This window comes from Lactococcus sp. (assembly GCF_036648155.1).
Lineage (GTDB): Bacteria > Bacillota > Bacilli > Lactobacillales > Streptococcaceae > Lactococcus > Lactococcus cremoris.
This window is the reverse complement of the sequence record NZ_JAVXIY010000003.1, coordinates 100,306-118,168: the sequence shown is the minus strand read 5'-3', so window position 1 is coordinate 118,168 and position 17,863 is coordinate 100,306. Positions and strand designations below refer to the sequence as shown.

General features: G+C 35.9%; 13 protein-coding genes. All 13 read right to left on the bottom strand.

What is annotated here, in order from left to right; genetic code table 11:
- Positions 1–8 precede the first annotated feature (8 nt).
- Positions 9–338 (bottom strand): lactococcin family bacteriocin, encoded by a 330-nt coding sequence (locus RSC39_RS04045; RefSeq protein ID WP_332535292.1) that lies wholly within the window; start codon positions 336–338, stop codon positions 9–11.
- 186 nt (positions 339–524) lie between these two features.
- Positions 525–1,358: a helix-turn-helix domain-containing protein gene (locus tag RSC39_RS04040; protein WP_332535290.1), complete on the bottom strand. Its 834-nt coding sequence runs from the start codon at positions 1,356–1,358 to the stop codon at positions 525–527.
- 31 nt (positions 1,359–1,389) lie between these two features.
- Positions 1,390–2,130 carry a demethylmenaquinone methyltransferase gene (locus RSC39_RS04035; RefSeq protein WP_332535288.1) on the bottom strand — a complete coding sequence of 247 codons (741 nt, stop codon included), beginning with the start codon at positions 2,128–2,130 and terminating at the stop codon, positions 1,390–1,392.
- 98 nt (positions 2,131–2,228) lie between these two features.
- The gene (locus RSC39_RS04030) at positions 2,229–4,934 is read right to left on the bottom strand and encodes a YhgE/Pip domain-containing protein (RefSeq protein ID WP_332535286.1); all 2,706 of its coding nucleotides are present in this window, start codon (positions 4,932–4,934) and stop codon (positions 2,229–2,231) included.
- A gap of 259 nt (positions 4,935–5,193) precedes the next feature.
- Positions 5,194–6,627, bottom strand: coding sequence for a 6-phospho-beta-glucosidase (locus RSC39_RS04025; protein WP_063281099.1), 1,434 nt, complete (start codon positions 6,625–6,627; stop codon positions 5,194–5,196).
- A 118-nt stretch (positions 6,628–6,745) separates the two neighbouring features.
- Entirely contained in the window at positions 6,746–7,018 is a 273-nt protein-coding gene (yidD, locus tag RSC39_RS04020; protein ID WP_021037613.1) for a membrane protein insertion efficiency factor YidD, read from the bottom strand.
- Positions 7,019–7,137: 119 nt separating this feature from the next.
- Positions 7,138–8,880 carry a 1-deoxy-D-xylulose-5-phosphate synthase gene (locus tag RSC39_RS04015; RefSeq protein WP_332535282.1) on the bottom strand — a complete coding sequence of 581 codons (1,743 nt, stop codon included), beginning with the start codon at positions 8,878–8,880 and terminating at the stop codon, positions 7,138–7,140.
- Between the two features lie 148 nt (positions 8,881–9,028).
- Positions 9,029–10,399 (bottom strand): HAMP domain-containing sensor histidine kinase, encoded by a 1,371-nt coding sequence (locus RSC39_RS04010; RefSeq protein ID WP_332535280.1) that lies wholly within the window; start codon positions 10,397–10,399, stop codon positions 9,029–9,031.
- 215 nt (positions 10,400–10,614) lie between these two features.
- A complete protein-coding gene (locus tag RSC39_RS04005) occupies positions 10,615–11,283 on the bottom strand; it encodes a response regulator transcription factor (RefSeq protein ID WP_011834734.1) in 669 nt (222 codons plus the stop codon).
- Between the two features lie 177 nt (positions 11,284–11,460).
- Positions 11,461–12,435 carry a LacI family DNA-binding transcriptional regulator gene (locus RSC39_RS04000; protein WP_011834733.1) on the bottom strand — a complete coding sequence of 325 codons (975 nt, stop codon included), beginning with the start codon at positions 12,433–12,435 and terminating at the stop codon, positions 11,461–11,463.
- A 151-nt stretch (positions 12,436–12,586) separates the two neighbouring features.
- The gene (locus tag RSC39_RS03995; protein WP_332535277.1) at positions 12,587–14,842 is read right to left on the bottom strand and encodes a glycoside hydrolase family 65 protein; all 2,256 of its coding nucleotides are present in this window, start codon (positions 14,840–14,842) and stop codon (positions 12,587–12,589) included.
- A gap of 22 nt (positions 14,843–14,864) precedes the next feature.
- On the bottom strand, positions 14,865–16,478 hold the full coding sequence (locus tag RSC39_RS03990; protein ID WP_332535275.1) for an alpha-glucosidase: 1,614 nt from the start codon (positions 16,476–16,478) through the stop codon (positions 14,865–14,867).
- A gap of 18 nt (positions 16,479–16,496) precedes the next feature.
- Entirely contained in the window at positions 16,497–17,846 is a 1,350-nt protein-coding gene (locus tag RSC39_RS03985; protein ID WP_332535273.1) for an MATE family efflux transporter, read from the bottom strand.
- Between the last annotated feature and the right edge of the window lie 17 nt (positions 17,847–17,863).

The following is a 17,863-nucleotide window of genomic DNA, read 5'->3' as shown; positions in this document are numbered from 1 at the left end:
TCTCCTTTCTACCAGTTTACTCCTTGAGCATTAAATACGTAAATTGCGACTCCCATTGGACCTCTCGTTTGAGCAAAAACATACTTATGATTTACTTGATCATAATAAAGTACTCCAGAAGCAGTGTTTTGAATAAATGTTAGATTAGAAGTATTGGTCCAATATCCACTATCTGAACTACCACCTTCAAATTCCATATTCATCCGTGGTAGTATTCTTAAAGGAGCTATTACTTCTTGAGAATTCGAAACAACTGAATCGGCAGACACTGATATTGAGTAAAATTCTGAAAAAACTGCTAAAGCTATTAGGATTACATAAATTTGTTTTGGTTTCATAAGAATTTCCTTCTTTCTATTATATTTTTGTACAATTTTGTTCATCCTATTAAATTTTTTTAATATATTTCTCCTTTCCATTAATTTTCAAGCGCGCTTTCTTTTATCTTCAACTTCATTTTATCAGAAAAAAAGTCTCCTTTTTAAATCATTGCAAAAATGCAACGAAGTAATCTGGAGACTTTTTTATGTTAATAATTTTCCTAAAAGCTTTTGATATCGTTTTTGATAATAATCTGCTAAATCTTCATAACCAACTTGCTGAAAAACTTCAAAGGCCTTTTTAATTTGCTTTTCAGCTATTATCCTATCTTTGAAACAATAGCTATAAAAACCATGCGCCAAATTTCTTAGATTTTCAACATAGAGGTCGTAGAAATCATCTTTGGGGTAACTTTTTTGCAAGATACTTCTAGCTGAGTCACGAGTTCCTTTTGAGGAAAGCAAAACGACCGCTCGATATGAAGATTGAAGAACTCTTCTGCGATATTTAAAAACACCATATAAGTGTTTACTCTTCCCCCAGAGTTCTTTCATCAAATACATAATTTCTCGTTCACTGAAACTGTCCAAAGTCAGATAAAAAATCGAAAGTTCAAAATATCCCCATTCTCCAACATCATAGAGATATTCAACCACATCATCAGCTTCCGTTTGTGTCAGTATTTCATAACGACTTTTAGCACAATAAGCTAGCATTTTTGAATCATATTCCATAGCTTCTAGATAGAGATTATGAAGTTTATCGACGTCATCTGCAATATCCGCAAGAATTATATCTTCTAAAAATTCTTCTTTATAATCCATTGAAAAATTATTGATAAAATGTTCATATTCGGCTAAAGTCACATTCATCTCTTGCAGCGCACTATCCAAGCGTTCAAAACTTATCATAGTTTGACCTAATTCAAATCTTGATAAACTCGCTTTTGAAATACCTATTTCTGAAAAATGAGAAAGCGAAAAATTCTTTTGTTCTCGTAGTTTTTTAAAAATTTCCCCATAACGTTTATAAGGCATATTTTTTCCTCGAAATTTTTTTATTGACCGATTACTTTTTACCAATACGAATATTTGATTTAGGTTTTTTGGATTTAGTGGCAAAATGACTTGCGATTGCTCCACCACCATGTTTTTGATATTCTACGGCAACAAAGCCAGCTTTTCTAAAAAGTTCTTCAAGCGTCTTGGCATCTGGAAAATCTTCTGCTGATTTTTGAAGCCATTGATATTCTTTTAAAGATTTGGCAAAAACTTTACCAAAAAAGGGCATGACATTTTTAAAATAAAGTTCAAAAGCTTGTTTGTAAATCGGTAAGGTTGGGTGTGATGTTTCGATACAAACTACTCTGCCCCCTGGTTTTAAGACACGAAAAATTTCTTTTAATACAGTAAGATAGTCAGGTGTGTTTCTTAGCCCATAACCAATCGTAACTACATCAAAGCTTCCTTTTTCAAAAGGTAAAGCCATCGCATTTCCTTGTAGAAATTCAATGTTTTTCTTCGCTTCTTCTTTAAGTTTAACCTTAGCAATTTCGAGCATATTTTCTGAAAAATCAAGACCAATTACTTTACCAGAAGGGCCAACACTTTCAGATAAATCAAAAGTCCAGTCTCCAGTTCCACAACACAAATCAAGAATAGACAGACCAGTTAAATCTCCCATTCTTTTCATTGTTTTAGCCCGCCATAAATCATGCTGTTTAAAACTGATAATGGCGTTCATTTTATCATAATCTGATGAAATACTATTAAAGATTTCTTGCACACGTTCTTCGTTTACTTTAGTCATAGACTTATTATAGCACAACTTCTATGTTACTATTTACTGATTATGATTGATAAAATATAAAAAAATTACTGGCCACAAGGTCAGCAATTTTTTATATTTTAATGGAAGAAATGACTCTTACTTCCGATTTCAGAAATTTTCTTCGTTTTATCTTCAAAGTGTGGGAAGAGAAAGGCCCCAATTGCAACAAATACAATTGATACTGCCACAAGGATAATTATTGCAAACCAAGCGTTTGGCCAATAAATCCCTCCAGCCGATTCTCGTAAAAGATTAACAGCGTGAGTAAATGGTAAATAAGGATTAATGGCTTGGAAGAATTTTCCAGAAACTTGGATTGGATAGTTCCCACCACCACCAGAAATGGAAAGTACAAGGATAATAATCGCTATTCCTTTACCTACATTGCCAAACAGTGCGACCAGAACATAAACCATAATCATAAAGGCGATGGATATCAGTAAGGCAAAGAGGACGCTGTAGAATGGGTCTCGTACATCTACCCCTAAACCAAAGTAGTTTCCTAAGGTTACAATCAAGGCTTGAGCAAGTCCAATGGCTACGAAACTTCCCATTCGAGCAAAGAATTGTTCACGTTTAGAATAACGTTTTTTATCTTTATCTGATAAGTGAACCTCTGTTGTTGCCAAACTTGAAAGTAAGACTGCACCGACCCACAGACAAAGCGCTGTGTAGAAAGGTGTACTTGCCGAACCATTGTTGGCAATAGGATAAACTTGATTTTCTTGCACTTCTACTGGTTGGGTCAAAAAGTCACTCTCTTTAGTAGCATCAAGTTTTAGAAGTTTAATAATCTCTCCTAAATCAACTTCTTTTTCACCTTTTTGAATGGCTGTTGCTGCTTTTTGAATGCCCGATTTGATTTCAGGCCAGTCATTTTGGATTAAACTATTAGCTTGATTCAAAGCAGACTCGACGTCAGGCATTTTCTCACTTGCCATCGTCAATGTATCCGTCAAATCTTTGCGAACACCAGCATAATCATTTTTAAAGAAATTAGAAGCTGTGCCTAACTTAGTTTTAAGGATAGGGAATTCATTTTTATAAAGACTAGCCCCTTCGTTAATTGCATTGACAATTGTCGTCATATTCCCATTTAACATCAAGTTTGCATCATGAATTTCTTGTTTGATGGCTGGCATTTCACCTTGATATTTTTCTAAAATGGTAATAGCATTAGAAACTGTTTGACTTGTTGAATTTAGTAAAGCTTCAAAGTCAATTTGTTGAGCCTGATTTAATAAACCTTTGGCATCAGTGATTGTATTAATCAAGTTTGTTAAAACTGTATCAATTGTTTTACTAATCCCACTCACATCAATATTATCAACTAAATTAGAGATTTTAGTAACTATATCATTAATTTGTGATAAGTAAGCACGAACTTCAGAGACATCCCCATTTTGTACCAACTCATTCAGATGATTCATTCTAGTACTAAGTCCTGACAGTAAAGAGTCAAGATTATTGAGTTGCTCAATTGTTGAGTCTAAATCATGACTTCCATTGCTCTCTTGAACTTGTTTCATATAATCAACAATATTTTGAATCGCTTCTCTTTGTTGAGCAATATTGTTAATAAAGTTGGTAATTAAACTATTTATTTGTTCTTTTTCTTCATCAGTGAGTTGATTATCAGCGATTGCTTGGTCAATAACGGCGAGAACTGAGGAAGTATTTTTTGAAAATTCTTGAATAGACTGTAGAGTGATTTGAACGCTATTCGTGATACTAGGCAATGCGCTCTGCATTTTTTTCGCTGCATCCAATGTCACAGTCCCTAAACTATCTGCATCTTGTCCTAATTTTTGAATGTCTGGCATTGATTTTTGGACTTGATTGATGATTTGCAAGCCGTCTTTTGCTTCTTGAATGCCTTGGGTCATAGTACTTTCAACTGACGCAAAGTCTTCATCAATCATCGAAATTTGTTTACCAGCGTTTTGAATTTCAGGAATTTTTTCTTGAAGAGTCAAAACAAGTGACAAACTTTTATCAATTTCAGGCATTTTATCATTCAAACTAATTACTTTTTGACCTAAAGAATCAACTTCAGGTAAATAAGTAATAAATTCGTTAGCCTTAGCCAGTTTTTCTTTGATTTCTGGCATTTTACCATGAAGGTCAACCACTTGTTGGGTGTATTTGTCAATGGTTCCTAGATTATCGTTTGTTGATAAAATTGCTGACTTAACCTTCTGAATACTTACCATATTTTTATCAATATCGTAACCAATCGTATTAAAGGTTTTTAAGAGTGTACTACTTGCCGTATTAATAAATTCTTCAGAAATCTGTGATTGAAGAGATGAAGCACCCTTAGAGGTTATTTTGGGAGCAATAGCATTTATCTTTTCATTAATAGAATAAACTATTTGTGGCTTTTTAATATCACCGGTTGTAAAACTTAAAAGGTCTTTTGAAAAATCCTTTGGTAAGTAAATTCCAGCATAGTATTTTCCGGATTTAACTCCTTTATCTAATTCTGCTTTAGAATCTACAAATTTCCAACCTAATTGATGATTTTTCTTTAAATTCTTCAGAACTTCATCACCAATGTTTATGGTTTTATCTTGAAAACTAGCAGGTTTATCTGCACTGTAGACCGCAATTGGCAGTTGCGAAGTATTGGCATAGGGGTCCCACAGGGCTTTAATATTAAACCAAGCATATAAAGAGGGAATTATCATTAGGGCGACAATTAAAAAAGTCGCCACAGGATTTTTAAAAATTCGTTTCCAGTCTAGGGCAAACAACTTCCAGGTATTTTTTATACTTTTCACTTCTTATCCTCATCATTCTTATCTCACTTGTAACTTTTTAAATTTCTTAAATATCATCGAGGCTTTTTCATACTTCATGACTGCGGATTTAAAAATTACGCAATACACGATTTTATCATATTTCATAAAAAAGTTCTAGCACTGCTTCCTTTTAATGGACACTTGCCTAACTATTGTAAATTTTTCTTGCTAGATAAAAATCTTAAATCAAAGAAATATTTTGTTTGATAAAAAAAGGAGGAAAGCCCCCCCTTTTTAATTATTCATTTGTTAAATCTTCACCGTTGCTTGCAATCACTTTCTTGTACCAGTTAAATGATTTCTTAGGCGTCCGTTTCAAAGTTCCTTTACCAAAATCATCTCGGTCAACATAGATGAATCCGTAACGTTTACTCATTTCACCAGTACCTGCTGAAACCAAGTCAATACATCCCCAAGAAGTATATCCGAGTAGTTCAACACCATCAAGTTCAACCGCTTTTTTCATTTCTTTGATATGAGCAGCCATGTAATCAATTCGATAGTCATCTGCTACAAAACCATTTTCATCTGGTTTATCAAGAGCTCCTAAGCCATTTTCAACAACAAACAGTGGTTTTTGATAACGATCATAAATAGAATTCATTGTAATTCGGAGTCCAAGAGGGTCAATTTGCCAGCCCCATTCACTTGCCTTTAAATAGGGATTAGTGACAGACTCAAAAATATTACCAGCTGACTTATCTGCGTCCTTGTCTTTTATCTTAGCCACTCGACTAGAATAATAGCTAAATGAAATAAAATCAACAGTATTTTCTGCTAAAATTTCTAAATCACCCGCTTCAATTGGAAGTTGAACATCTTCACGTTCTAATCTTTTTAGAAGATAGTTAGGATATTTCCCACGCGATTGGACATCAATGAAAAAGAGATTGTCATGATTTTGTTTTTGAGCTTCCAACACATTTTCTGGATTACAATCAAATGGATAATATTCGCCAGCGGCCAACATACAGCCAATTTTATTTTCTGGATCAATTTCATGAGCTATTTTTGTTGCCAAAGCTGAAGCCAAAAGTTCATGATGAGCAGCCAAATACTTGGCTTGTTCTTTATTTTCCCCTTCTTCAAAGACAAGTCCTGCCCCCATGAATGGAGCATGGAGTAGCATATTAATCTCATTAAATGTCAGCCAATATCGAACCAATCCTTTATAGCGAGTAAAAATTGTTCTCGCCAGATTTTCATAAAAACCAACCATTTTTCGGTTACGCCAGCCCCCATATTCTTTAATCAAATGAACTGGACAATCAAAGTGAGTAATGGTAACTAATGGCTCAATTCCTAAACGTTTGCATTCTTTAAAAATATCTTCGTAAAATTGCAAGCCTTCTTCGTTTGGTTCTTGTTCATCTCCTTTGGGGAAAATTCGTGTCCAAGCAATTGACATTCGATAAGTCTTAAAGCCCATTTCAGCAAAAAGGGCGAGGTCATCTTTCCAATGGTGATACATATCAATCGCTTCTTTTGCAGGATAGAAATGTTCCTCGTCAAATTCAAGGTGCTTCATTTCCCCTGTAATAATTGGAAAACGGTCTTTTCCGTGAGGCACAAGATCAACGTTAGCAAGTCCACGTCCTCCTTGATTATAGCCGCCTTCACATTGATTAGCCGCGGTAGCTCCGCCCCAGAGAAAATCTTTACTAAATGGCATAATAGATGACACTCCTTTTTTATTCTTTTTTTCATTTTACCATTTTTTAATTATTTTTGATAGCGATTTCATCTTGTTTTTTATTAGAATTTTTTCAATAAATAAAAAAGACTCAAAACTATTTTGAGTCCTCTTCTTCTTTTTTTTCAGGCTCTGCCCAATTACGACGGAGACTAAAATGTTCTGGAACTAAATCATAACCTGGTTGGCAAAAAGGGTGACAACGTAAAATCCGTGCTGTTCCCATCGCCAATCCTTTGGCTGGTCCATGTTTTTCTATTGCCTGAATCATGTAATTGGAACAGGTAGGATAATAGCGACAGGCTGGAGGCAAGGCTGGAGAAATCCAACGTTGATAGCCATGTACTGCTTTCACTAATACTTTTTTCATCTATTTCACTTTATTATTAAGAAAGAATCTATACTCATTCTTCTTAATTTTACTGACAGACTAGTCAGTAATTTATTTTTTACTGACAGAAATGATTGGGACTTTGTCAGTAAAAGTTTTTATTTTAAAAGGCTCAGAATATCAGCAACCATCAATTCAGGGGTGAGGTGGTAACGGTCATAAAGTTCAGCAACAGGAACAGAATCATTAAATTCACGTTTCGCTCCAAAATTTAAAACTTTCACATCATATTTTCCGAGGAATGAGGCTACTTTTTGCCCAAATCCTCCGTCAAGAATTCCATCTTCGATAGTGGCAATCACTTGATGATTTTCAACTAAGTTTTCAAGGAAAGCTTGGTCCAAATCATTGATGAAAATTGGATTAACAAGTGTAGGATTAACTCCATTTTCAGCTAAAATCTTAGCGACTTTTTCACCATGTGAATAAAGTCCACCAAGAGCCAAAATGGCAACTTTTTCACCAGCTTTTGTCATTTGATATGAACTCGTCGAAAAATCTGTTAGAACTGTTGGACGTGATTCTAATCCATGTTCTGGCATTTGAATCACAACTGGTTCTTCATGTTGGTCAAGTGCCCAATCAAGAATTGAAATGAATTCTTCTTCAGATGTTGGAGCAAGATATTTGATATTTGGAATGTTTGAAATCCAAGTCATGGCTGATGAGCCTTGGTGCGTTTCATCTGAACCTGAAATAACCCCACCTTTAACAATGACAATCGCTGGTTCTTCATTAATTGCTAAATCATGCCAAAATTGGTCATAAGCTCGTTGCACAAAGGTCGAATTGTGGAAAATGATTGGACGAGCACCAGCTGCAGCCATTGCCCCACCAAATGTTATGGTAAATTGTTCGGTAATTCCAGCATCAATATAACGGTCTGGATATTTAGCTGCAAATTGTTTCAAGCCAAAAATTCCAGGGATTGCTGCATTGATAGCTACAAGTGGCAAACCTTCTGAAACTTTTTTGTCCATGTAATCTAACATGATAGAGCTATAAGATTTGCCAGAATCAGTCACTTTCGATTGACCTGTTTCAAGATCAAAGGGCATATGCCAGTGGAAAGCTTCCTTATTTTCAAGGGCTGGTTGGTAACCACGACCTTTTTCAGTATGGATATGAAGAACGATTGGATGATCAATATCTTTTACTTCTTCAAATAAGTTGATAAGTGATTCAATATCATTTCCATTTTCTAAATATTTATAATCTAAACCAAATGTTTTAAAGAAGTTATTTTCAGCTTGACCATTTGTCGCCCGAAGTTCGGCTAGATTACGGTAAAGTCCCCCATGGTTTTCAGCAATTGACATTTGATTATCATTGAATAAAATGATCAGGTTTCCTTGGAAATCTCCAGCATTATTGAGAGCTTCCATAGCAAGTCCACCTGAAATTGAATCATCGCCAATTACCGCAATAATATTTCCTTTATCCTTTGTCAAATCACGCGCTTTGGCATAACCTAAGGCATTAGCAATGGATGTTGAGGTATGTCCAACGGTGAAAAAGTCGTGCTCAGACTCTCTTTGACTGGTATAAGGAGTAATGTCATGGAAATGTCCATCAGTAAATCCATTTTTACGTCCAGTCAAAATTTTGTGTGGATAAGTTTGGTGGGAAACATCCCAAATAAACTTATCAACTGGTGAATTGAAAACTTTGTGAAGGGCAATTGTTAATTCAGTCACGCCTAAATTTGGACCAACGTGACCACCGACATTTGATACTTTGTGAAGGACTGCTGCTCGAATTTCTGAAGCTAATTCTTCTAATTCTTTATTTGAAATCTTTTTTAAATCTGCTGGGCTGTCTATTTTTTCTAAAACTGACATTTTTGATTTTTCTCCTTTATAGATTTACTTAGTTTTTACTGACAGTATTTGCCTTTAAAAAACTAGTAAATTGACTGACAAAATTGTCATAATTTGGATGATACTATTATCTTATCATAATTTGTCAGTAATTTTTTTCTCTCATATTTTACAACTTTTGGAAAATTTTTGCAGGATTTGAAATTGTGCTGTCCACACGAATCTTGACAATGAATTTTGTTCCTTTAGGTTTATTATCTTCAACTGTTATTTTCCCATTATAGGCTTCAACAATTTGTTTGGCCAAAGAAAGTCCCAAACCTAAGCCCCCTTTTTGGCGAGTTCGTGCTTTATCTACTCGGAAAAATCGGTCAAAGATTTTTTTCTTATCTTCATCAGAAATTCCTTCACCATTATCAGCAACTGCAAAAGTTAGGAAGCCGCCATTTTTTATCACGTCCACCGAAATTTCACCTTCACTGTCAGTATATTTCAAGGCGTTATCAAATAATATCGTCAGCAACTGCTTAATGAGCGCTTGGTCCAAATTAACTGTGCCTTCTAATTTCAAGTTTCCTGAAAACTTTTTGCCTGCATTTTCGGTAAGCATTTCATAACTATTGAAAATATTTTCAAAGTAGGTTGCCGTTGTGGGTTCTGGTTCAATCTTTATTCCAGAATCACGTCTTGCCAAGTTCAACAGATTTGAGGTCAACAACCGCATATTACGAACTTCGGATAAACTTTCGGAGATATTTTCAGATTCGTCTATAATTGTTGCCGTTGGTTTTTGGAAAAGTAATTCTAGGCGATTTTGCAAGATTGCTAAAGGCGTTCTCAATTCATGTGACGCATTTTCAACAAACTCTTTTTGTTTTTCATAAGCCGCTAAAATTGGTTTTAAGGTCCAATTTGCAAGATATAGACTGATAATTACTGACAGAATCCAGAAAGTAATCATTGTGGTCACAATGACCCACATCGCCCGACTCATTGCATCTTGAATTTGATCCACATTTGAAAATATCTGCACGTAAACTGGCGTGACTGTCCCATCAGAATTTGTAATAATAAATTGCGAAGTGGTCAAATAACGATAATGCCAGTTATCACCATAGGGATTTTTTACTGAAACAGTCTGAATGGTATTAATTTGCTTTTCATTAAATTTCATAGCCTTTTGCAAACGACTCATCACAAAGTTGGTACTGATTCGTCCATTTGATTCTGATGAGGGCATGAAACTCTTTCCTTCTGAGTCATAAAAAATAACACTATTATTTGGCCCATAAAATCCACTATCTTGTGAATCATTCGTACCAAATTGATTATTGGCAGCTTCTTCCAAAAACACTCGATTTTGAGCTAAATTATGTAAATTTTGGTCAGTCGCCCTGTACATTCCCAATTGCATGACTTGAATAATAATCACGGCTAGGGCGACAAAGATCACTGTAAAAGCTAGAAAAAAATGAAGGAAATTTTTCCCATCATTTTTTACGATAGCTGAAGATTTAACTTTTTTAATTATATTCTTCAAAGAGGTCTCATTTCTAGATAGATTTACTGACAGTTCTTTTAGCTAGTGATTTATTGACTCCTTTTAGCATTGGGGCCGTCTCGTTAGCACTGACTTATTGGACAAGCTGAGTTCATATCTACGTTAAGCTTGCGGCTTGGCACAATAAACTGGCCGAAGTCACATTTTTAGTTTATAGATAAGTTTTTATAAATCCATAAGCTGTCAGTAAAATTTTATCTCAAGATATAGCCAACATTTCGCAAAGTTGAAAGATTATTGACAAATTCTGTATCTTTCAATTTTTTCCGGATTTTACTCATATAAACCTCAACAACCGTCACAGTTGTGTCACTATCATAACCCCAAATCCGGTCAAAAATCTGCTCTTTTGGCAAAATAACATTTTGGTTTTGCATTAAATAAACGACTAAATCAAACTCTTTACCAATTAAATCAACAGGTTGGTCATCAACTAAAGTTGATTTATTTGATAAATTCAAACGAATATTTCCATAAGACAAACCATTGGAATCTTCCAATTTCCCTGTCCGTTTTAAAAGTGCTTGAATTCGTGCTTTAAGTTCATCTAAATAGAAAGGTTTTGTTAAATAATCATCTGCCCCAATATCAAAACCATGCATTTTATCATCCAAAGATTCTTTGGCAGTCATAATTAAGACAGGTGTATCCACATTTTGTTCACGGAGTTCTTTTAAAACTTCAAAACCATTTTTTTCTGGAAGCATCAAATCAAGCAAAATCAAATCATAAATTCCCAATTCTGCCTCATAGAGTCCTTCAACCCCATCATAAACTTGTTTCACTTGTGCAAAAGATTTTAAGAAATCGTAAACAGATTTAGAGAGTGATAAATCGTCCTCCACTAATAAAATTTTAATCATTGAATCCATCCCTTTTCACATTTTTTAAGGCAAATAATTTATAAATTATTTTTGGTTAAATTGGCTGAAAAGTCAATAAAACCGCGCCCATTCCTTTCTATTATTTTACACTATTATCATATTTTTGTCTTGTACTAGGCTTAACTCTATCTTAAACAAAACTAAAAAAGCTAGAACTCAAATTCTAGCTTTTGTTGATTCCCGAACAATTAATTCAAAAGGAATGATTGTTTTTTCTGGTAAGTTTTCTTTATTATCACGTAAATCTAAAATTTTCTTGATGGCACTTGCCCCTAATTGTTCAATATGAATATCAAAGGTTGTGAGATAAGGGTGAATCATTGCCCCAAAGATGGAATTGTTGTAAGTAATGAGACTTACATCTTCTGGAACATTTAGTCCTTGACTTCGTAAACGCTCCACCACTTTTAAAGATAGGACATCATCCATAACCACTAATGCTGTTTCATTTCTTAATGAAAAATTACTATCCATGAATAATAAATCGTGGCTGAGACCTAATCTTTCTGCTTCATCTTTAAAGCCTTGATAACGCTCTTCAAAAACTTCTGTTTCTTTCGTATCTGTTACAAATGAGATATTCTGATGATTTAATTGGGCTAAAAGCCGAACAGCTTCACGCCCAAGGAGCATATTATCATTATCCACATGTGTAATTTCGTTTTTACCTTCTGTTGGCGTCCCTACTAGAACAAAAGGAACCTTATTTTCTAAAAGATAATCTCGAACTTCATCACTTTTCCCAGCATAAAGTACAATGAATCCATCAACCCGTTTTTCGGAAAATTGAAGTTCAACTTGTTTCTTTAATTCTCCGACCGAATGTCCCGTCGCGATAGCAATCGACACATCATAATCCCGAGCGGTTTCATTGATTGAGGTCAAAATTTTCATAAAGAAAGGTTGACTTGCTTTGTCGGCGACCGGGGGAAAGACAACTCCAATGGTATTTGTTTTTCCGGAAGCCAGAATCTGAGCCGCTGCATTACGACGATAACCCAATTCATGCATAGCTTTGCGAACTTTTACTTTCGTTTTATCCGAAATTTCTGAACTGTCTTTAATGACTCGACTTACCGTGGAAGCATTGACACCAGCTTTTTTTGCAACATCTTTAATTGTAACTGCCATATTTTCACTTGAAACTAGCCGAAGCTAGCTCAACTCAGCGCTCCTTTCTCTATTCTTTTTTGAATCTTTCAAATTTTATTTTGCCAAATTTTAGACTAATTTTCAACTATTTTTTAGATTTTTGATAAAAAAGTCATCTAAAGAAATCAAACTACCTTGTTTTTGTAATATAAGAATCACTCAATTCTACAGTTTCATCATAAATCTTAAGACTTAAAGCTTGTCCACGCAATAATTCAATTTTTACTTCTTGACCGACTGAAATTTTCAATAAGCGTCCACGATAGTTAATGTGGAAGGCATATCCTGTCCATGCTTTTGGTAAAAATGGTGCAAAACTCAATTGAGCCTCCCAAGTTTTCATTTGAGCAAATCCATGAACAATCGCCAACCAGGAACCTGTCATTGAAGTGATATGAAGTCCATCTTCTGTATCATTGTTATAATTATCCAAATCAAGACGAGCTGTCCGTTCATACATTTCAACTGCCTTATCTTCCATACCAAGCTCTGCGGCTAAAATCGCATGAATGGAAGGAGAAAGTGAACTTTCATGAACAGTCAAAGGTTCATAAAAATCAAAATTACGTTGTTTTTCAGCCATTGAAAATTGATTGCCAAAGAAATAAATTCCTTGAAGCACATCTGCTTGTTTAATATATGGACTACGTAATACTTTATCCCAAGACCAGTTTTGGTTCAATGGAAGATTTTTAGGGTCAAGTTGGGCCACTGGCGTTAGATCTTTATCTAAATAACCATCATGTTGGACAAAAATCCCTAATTCTTTATCTTCTGGATAATACATTTTATCCACAATTTCGCCCCAATGAGCAACTTCTTCGGTTGAAATCAAATCCGTACGAGGATATTTTTCCAAACTTTCAGCAGTATAAGTCAAAACCCAAGCTGCCAATTTATTAGTGTACCAGTTATTATTGATATTATTTTCATATTCATTTGGTCCTGTGACTCCATGAATCATATATTTATCATTTCGTTGGCTATAATGCACACGGTCTGCCCAGAAACGAGCAATTTCAACTAGAACTTCTAAACCTTCTTGAGCGAGATAAGTTTCATCTCCTGTATAGTTAGTGTAGTTGTAAATCGCATAGGCCATGGCTCCATTACGGTGGATTTCTTCAAAAGTAATTTCCCATTCGTTGTGACATTCGACACCTGTAAATGTAACCATTGGATACAAGGCACCTTTAAGGCCTTGTTGGCGGGCATTATGTTGTGCTTGTGGAAGTTGATTGTGACGATATTTCAAAAGATTTTTTGCTACTTTTTCATCAGAAAGTGCCAAGTATAAAGGAACAGCATAGGCTTCCGTATCCCAATAAGTTGCTCCACCGTATTTTTCTCCAGTAAATCCTTTAGGACCGATGTTTAAGCGTTCATCCTCACCATAATAGGTTGAGAAAAGTTGGAATAGATTAAATCGAATTCCTTGTTGAGCTTCTACTGAACCGTCAATTTGTACGTCTGCAATTTCCCAACGTTTAGCCCAAGCTTCTTCTTGTTCTTTATAAAATTCATTATAAGTCTTCTTTGAAATTTCAAGCGTCAAATTTGAGAGAACTTTTGTTAAATTTGACGGTTTAATATCGCGACTCGTGACAACTAAAACATTTTTGATAAAAGTAAGTGGGGCATTTTCTACTAATTTTGCTTCATAAACATCTAAAACTGAAGTTTCTCTCGTTTCTTGCTTTACTCGAGCAAAATCACCTGCAAAGCTTTGTTTAGCTGCTACAGTAAATTGTTCAACGCCAAAAGGATTTGGGATAGTTTCAGTTACGATAAATGACCCTGTTGCTGTATTATCAAGATTCTTCACTGTCCAAAATTTTTCATCATAGTTAGAATCTTCATTACGAACATTTGCATCAATGACTGAGGCTGTCCGGATTTGATGTATTTCACCATCTAGACTTTCAAACATAAAAGCAAAAACTGCAAGTTCTTGTTGAGCAATTGAGAAAAAGCGTTCGGCAGTGACGCGCACCCCGTAAGCTACATAAGTATAAGTGAGTACACCTTTTTGCATATCAAGCGACAGATTAAAATCAGTCACGTGACTTGCGGCTAAATCCACTTCTTTGTCATCTATAAAAACTCTAACAGAAGCAAAATTCAATGCATTGATGGCTTTTCCAAAATACTCAGGGTAGCCATTTTTCCACCAACCTACACGTGTTTTGTCCGGAAACCAAACTCCTGCAATGTAAGTTCCTTGGTGACTATCCCCACTATAAGTTTCACTGAAATTTCCACGCATTCCCATGTAGCCGTTACCGATGGAAGTGAGTGATTCTTGCAACCGTCGATCTTCTTTTTCAATCTGATTTGATGTGATTTTCCAAGGGTCAATGCCCATAATTCTTTTGATTTGTTTCATAATCTTTTTTTGTTCTCACCTTCTATTTTTTATAAACCCGATATTCCCAGGCTAACAGAACCATCTTTTCTTGAAATGGACTATTTGAGCTGCCCAGAACTTGTTGATAATTAATAGTTTCCCCATCAGCAAAATTGGCAATCTTTGAGAAATCCAAATGTGCTTTTTTATCAGCCAAATTGACAATAATTAAAAATTCATCTCGCTCGTAAACCAAAACTTGCGGGTGCCGTTTGAAATGAAAATGGATAGAGCCATCCGAAATTGCAGTTTCTTTATGCCGTAATTCAATTAAGTTTTTATAAAGTTCAATCAGTTCTTGGTTGGTTTGACGATTAATTTTAGAAAAGTTAGGATTTATTTCCATCCAAGAATGTCCCGTCGTAAATCCGGCATTTTCGGAATCATTCCACTGCAGAGGCGTCCGAGAATGTTCGCGACTGTTTTTACTGACCTCTTCTAAAGCCTCTTTTTCTGATAATTTTGTCAATAATTGGTCATATTGTTTAATTATCTCATCAGACCTCAATTGCTTACTGTCAGTAAATGGGAAATTGCTCATGCCGAATTCCTGTCCTTGATAAATGAAAGGCGTCCCACGTAAAAGCATATATGATACCGCTAGTGCATTGGCTGATTCTATCGAGCCATTGCCAAAAGTATCAATACTTCGCGGCTGGTCATGATTTTCAATATACAAAGCATTCCAACCTCGTTCAAGCAAATCTTCTTGCCAACGCATGATGACTTTTTTGTAGCCATAGGTATCTCCTTGACTCTGGTCATTGGCTTTTCTGACGTTATGCTCTAATTCAAAAATCATATTGATATAGCCAGATTCATCAGTCCAGTCTGGCGCTTCTGTGGATTGTACACCCGAAGCCTCACCCACTGTCAAAGCCCCATATTCATCAAATATCGCTTTTAACTCAGCCATGTAAGTTTCAATTCCAGCAACATTCATAAAAGGAATCCACGGACCATTACCCTTCCAAGATTTAATTTTATAAGACCAAGGCATTTTTTGAATATGAGAAATGGCATCTAACCTAAATCCATCTATTCCCAAATCCAACCACCAACGAATCATTTTGTAAATTTCCTGACGAACTTTAGGATTTTTCCAGTTCAAATCAGGCTGCTCCTTGGCAAATACGTGAAAATAAGCTTGTTTTGTTTTTTCATCATAAGCCCAAGTTGAGCCGCCAAAAAAGGAAATCCACTCATTTGGCATCTGATTAGGACTCGCATCTTCCCACAAATAGTAATCACGATAAGGATTATCTTTTGATTTTTGACTTTCTATGAACCAAGGGTGCTGGTCTGAGGTGTGGTTAACCACCAAATCCAACATGATTTTCAGGTCTAAATCATGCGCTTCTTTTAACAATGTTTGAAAATCATCAAGCGTGCCAAACATTTCATCAATGGCATAAAAATCAGAAATATCGTAGCCACCGTCAATCTGCGGACTCTTATAAATGGGATTTATCCAGAGAAAATCAACACCCAAATCATGCAAATATGGCAATTCTTCAATGATTCCATTGATGTCGCCAAGTCCATCTCCATTACTATCTTTGAATGATTTTGGGTAGATTTGGTAACCGACCATTTTGTGAAAATCAGTTTTCATTTTTATTTCCTTTACTATTTAATTTTCTTTGACAAGATTATTCAACCAAGTCCGTGTCCGCATTTTCCAACCGCCAAGTAATGCGCGTACCAGTTCTTCAAAAGTCACCGCTGCATAAACCCAAACAATATCCCAATGGAGGACAAATGCTGTGATTAAACCAATCGGTATCCCGAGGATCCAACCGCCCAAAATGGACAGATAAAAGATAAACTTCGTTTCGCCACCAGCGCCCAAAACACTGCCAAGCACCATATTGACAATCTTACTTGGCACAAAAATCGCCATGACAAGCATAATTGTTTTCGTCAGCGATAATGACTCAGGCGTAAGTTTGTAAAAGGAGAGGTACCAGGGCATTGGAATAAGAAGCAGGAACGCAATGACCAGAGGGGCAAGGATTGACAACCAAATCAGGCGTTTACTTGTATGATAAGCATCGTCCATGTCGTCGCGCCCTAGTCTGTGTCCAACCATGACGCTCGTTGCCGTTGAAAAACCGCCAAAGAAAGTAATCAGCAACATCTCAATCGGTTGCATAATCGTGACCGCTGTCGTCTGCACTGTTCCCATAAAGCCGTAAATCGCGCCGATAATACTCCCTGAAAGAATAAAACTCAAATTATCTCCAAGCAATGGTAGAGTCAAGCGCCAAAATTGCTTGATTTCTACATCTCGAAAGTGGAAATTCAACATTTGACGAATGGAGAAGTTCCCCGTCAATTTTCCGCCATAAATCAAGATAAGAAAGGCGACAAGCTCAATGACGACAACAATCGTTGTTGATAATCCTGCCCCCTTAACGCCGAGTTTTGGAAAACCAAAATGACCGAAAACGAAAGCAAAATTGAACAAAGCTTCAAGTGGTACTGTTGCCAGACTGATATAAAGTGGTAATTTCACAATACCGTCGCTTCGTAAGGTGGTCGCATAAATCCCAATGAGCATGGCGGGCAGATAGGACAAGCCTAACAAGCGTTGATAAGAACTACCAATCGCAATAACTTGCGGATCAGCTGTGAAAAGTGACATCGCCCAATGTGGAAAAGCAACCGAGATGAGCATGAAGATAAGACTTACACCAATCCCTACCAACAAAAGCATACCTTGCAAAGGTGCGATTTTTTCACGTTGGCTACGTCCCACGTGCTGACTAGCAAGTATGCCAAGCCCTGCAGTCAAGCCCATTTGTGTAAAAGCCATGATACTCATGACTTTTGAGCCGAGGGCAACGGCAACGACTGAGCTTTCGCCAAGTTGTCCCACCATCAATTGATTGATAATGGCAAGAAAGGCATAAAGCAAGCCTTGCGCTGCAACAGGGAGTGCTAACGAAAGCACTTGTTTCCAAAAATCTGACTGTTTCATCCTTGTATCTTCTTTCT

Coding starts and splice junctions, on each gene's coding strand:
- RSC39_RS03995 (WP_332535277.1), bottom strand. CDS start 14,842: ATGAAACAAATCAAAAGAATTATGGGCATTGACCCTTGGAAAATCACA.
- RSC39_RS03985 (WP_332535273.1), bottom strand. CDS start 17,846: ATGAAACAGTCAGATTTTTGGAAACAAGTGCTTTCGTTAGCACTCCCT.
- RSC39_RS04035 (WP_332535288.1), bottom strand. CDS start 2,130: ATGACTAAAGTAAACGAAGAACGTGTGCAAGAAATCTTTAATAGTATT.
- RSC39_RS04040 (WP_332535290.1), bottom strand. CDS start 1,358: ATGCCTTATAAACGTTATGGGGAAATTTTTAAAAAACTACGAGAACAA.
- RSC39_RS04000 (WP_011834733.1), bottom strand. CDS start 12,435: ATGGCAGTTACAATTAAAGATGTTGCAAAAAAAGCTGGTGTCAATGCT.
- yidD (WP_021037613.1), bottom strand. CDS start 7,018: ATGAAAAAAGTATTAGTGAAAGCAGTACATGGCTATCAACGTTGGATT.
- RSC39_RS04025 (WP_063281099.1), bottom strand. CDS start 6,627: ATGCCATTTAGTAAAGATTTTCTCTGGGGCGGAGCTACCGCGGCTAAT.
- RSC39_RS04015 (WP_332535282.1), bottom strand. CDS start 8,880: ATGTCAGTTTTAGAAAAAATAGACAGCCCAGCAGATTTAAAAAAGATT.
- RSC39_RS03990 (WP_332535275.1), bottom strand. CDS start 16,478: ATGAAAACTGATTTTCACAAAATGGTCGGTTACCAAATCTACCCAAAA.
- RSC39_RS04005 (WP_011834734.1), bottom strand. CDS start 11,283: ATGATTAAAATTTTATTAGTGGAGGACGATTTATCACTCTCTAAATCT.
- RSC39_RS04045 (WP_332535292.1), bottom strand. CDS start 338: ATGAAACCAAAACAAATTTATGTAATCCTAATAGCTTTAGCAGTTTTT.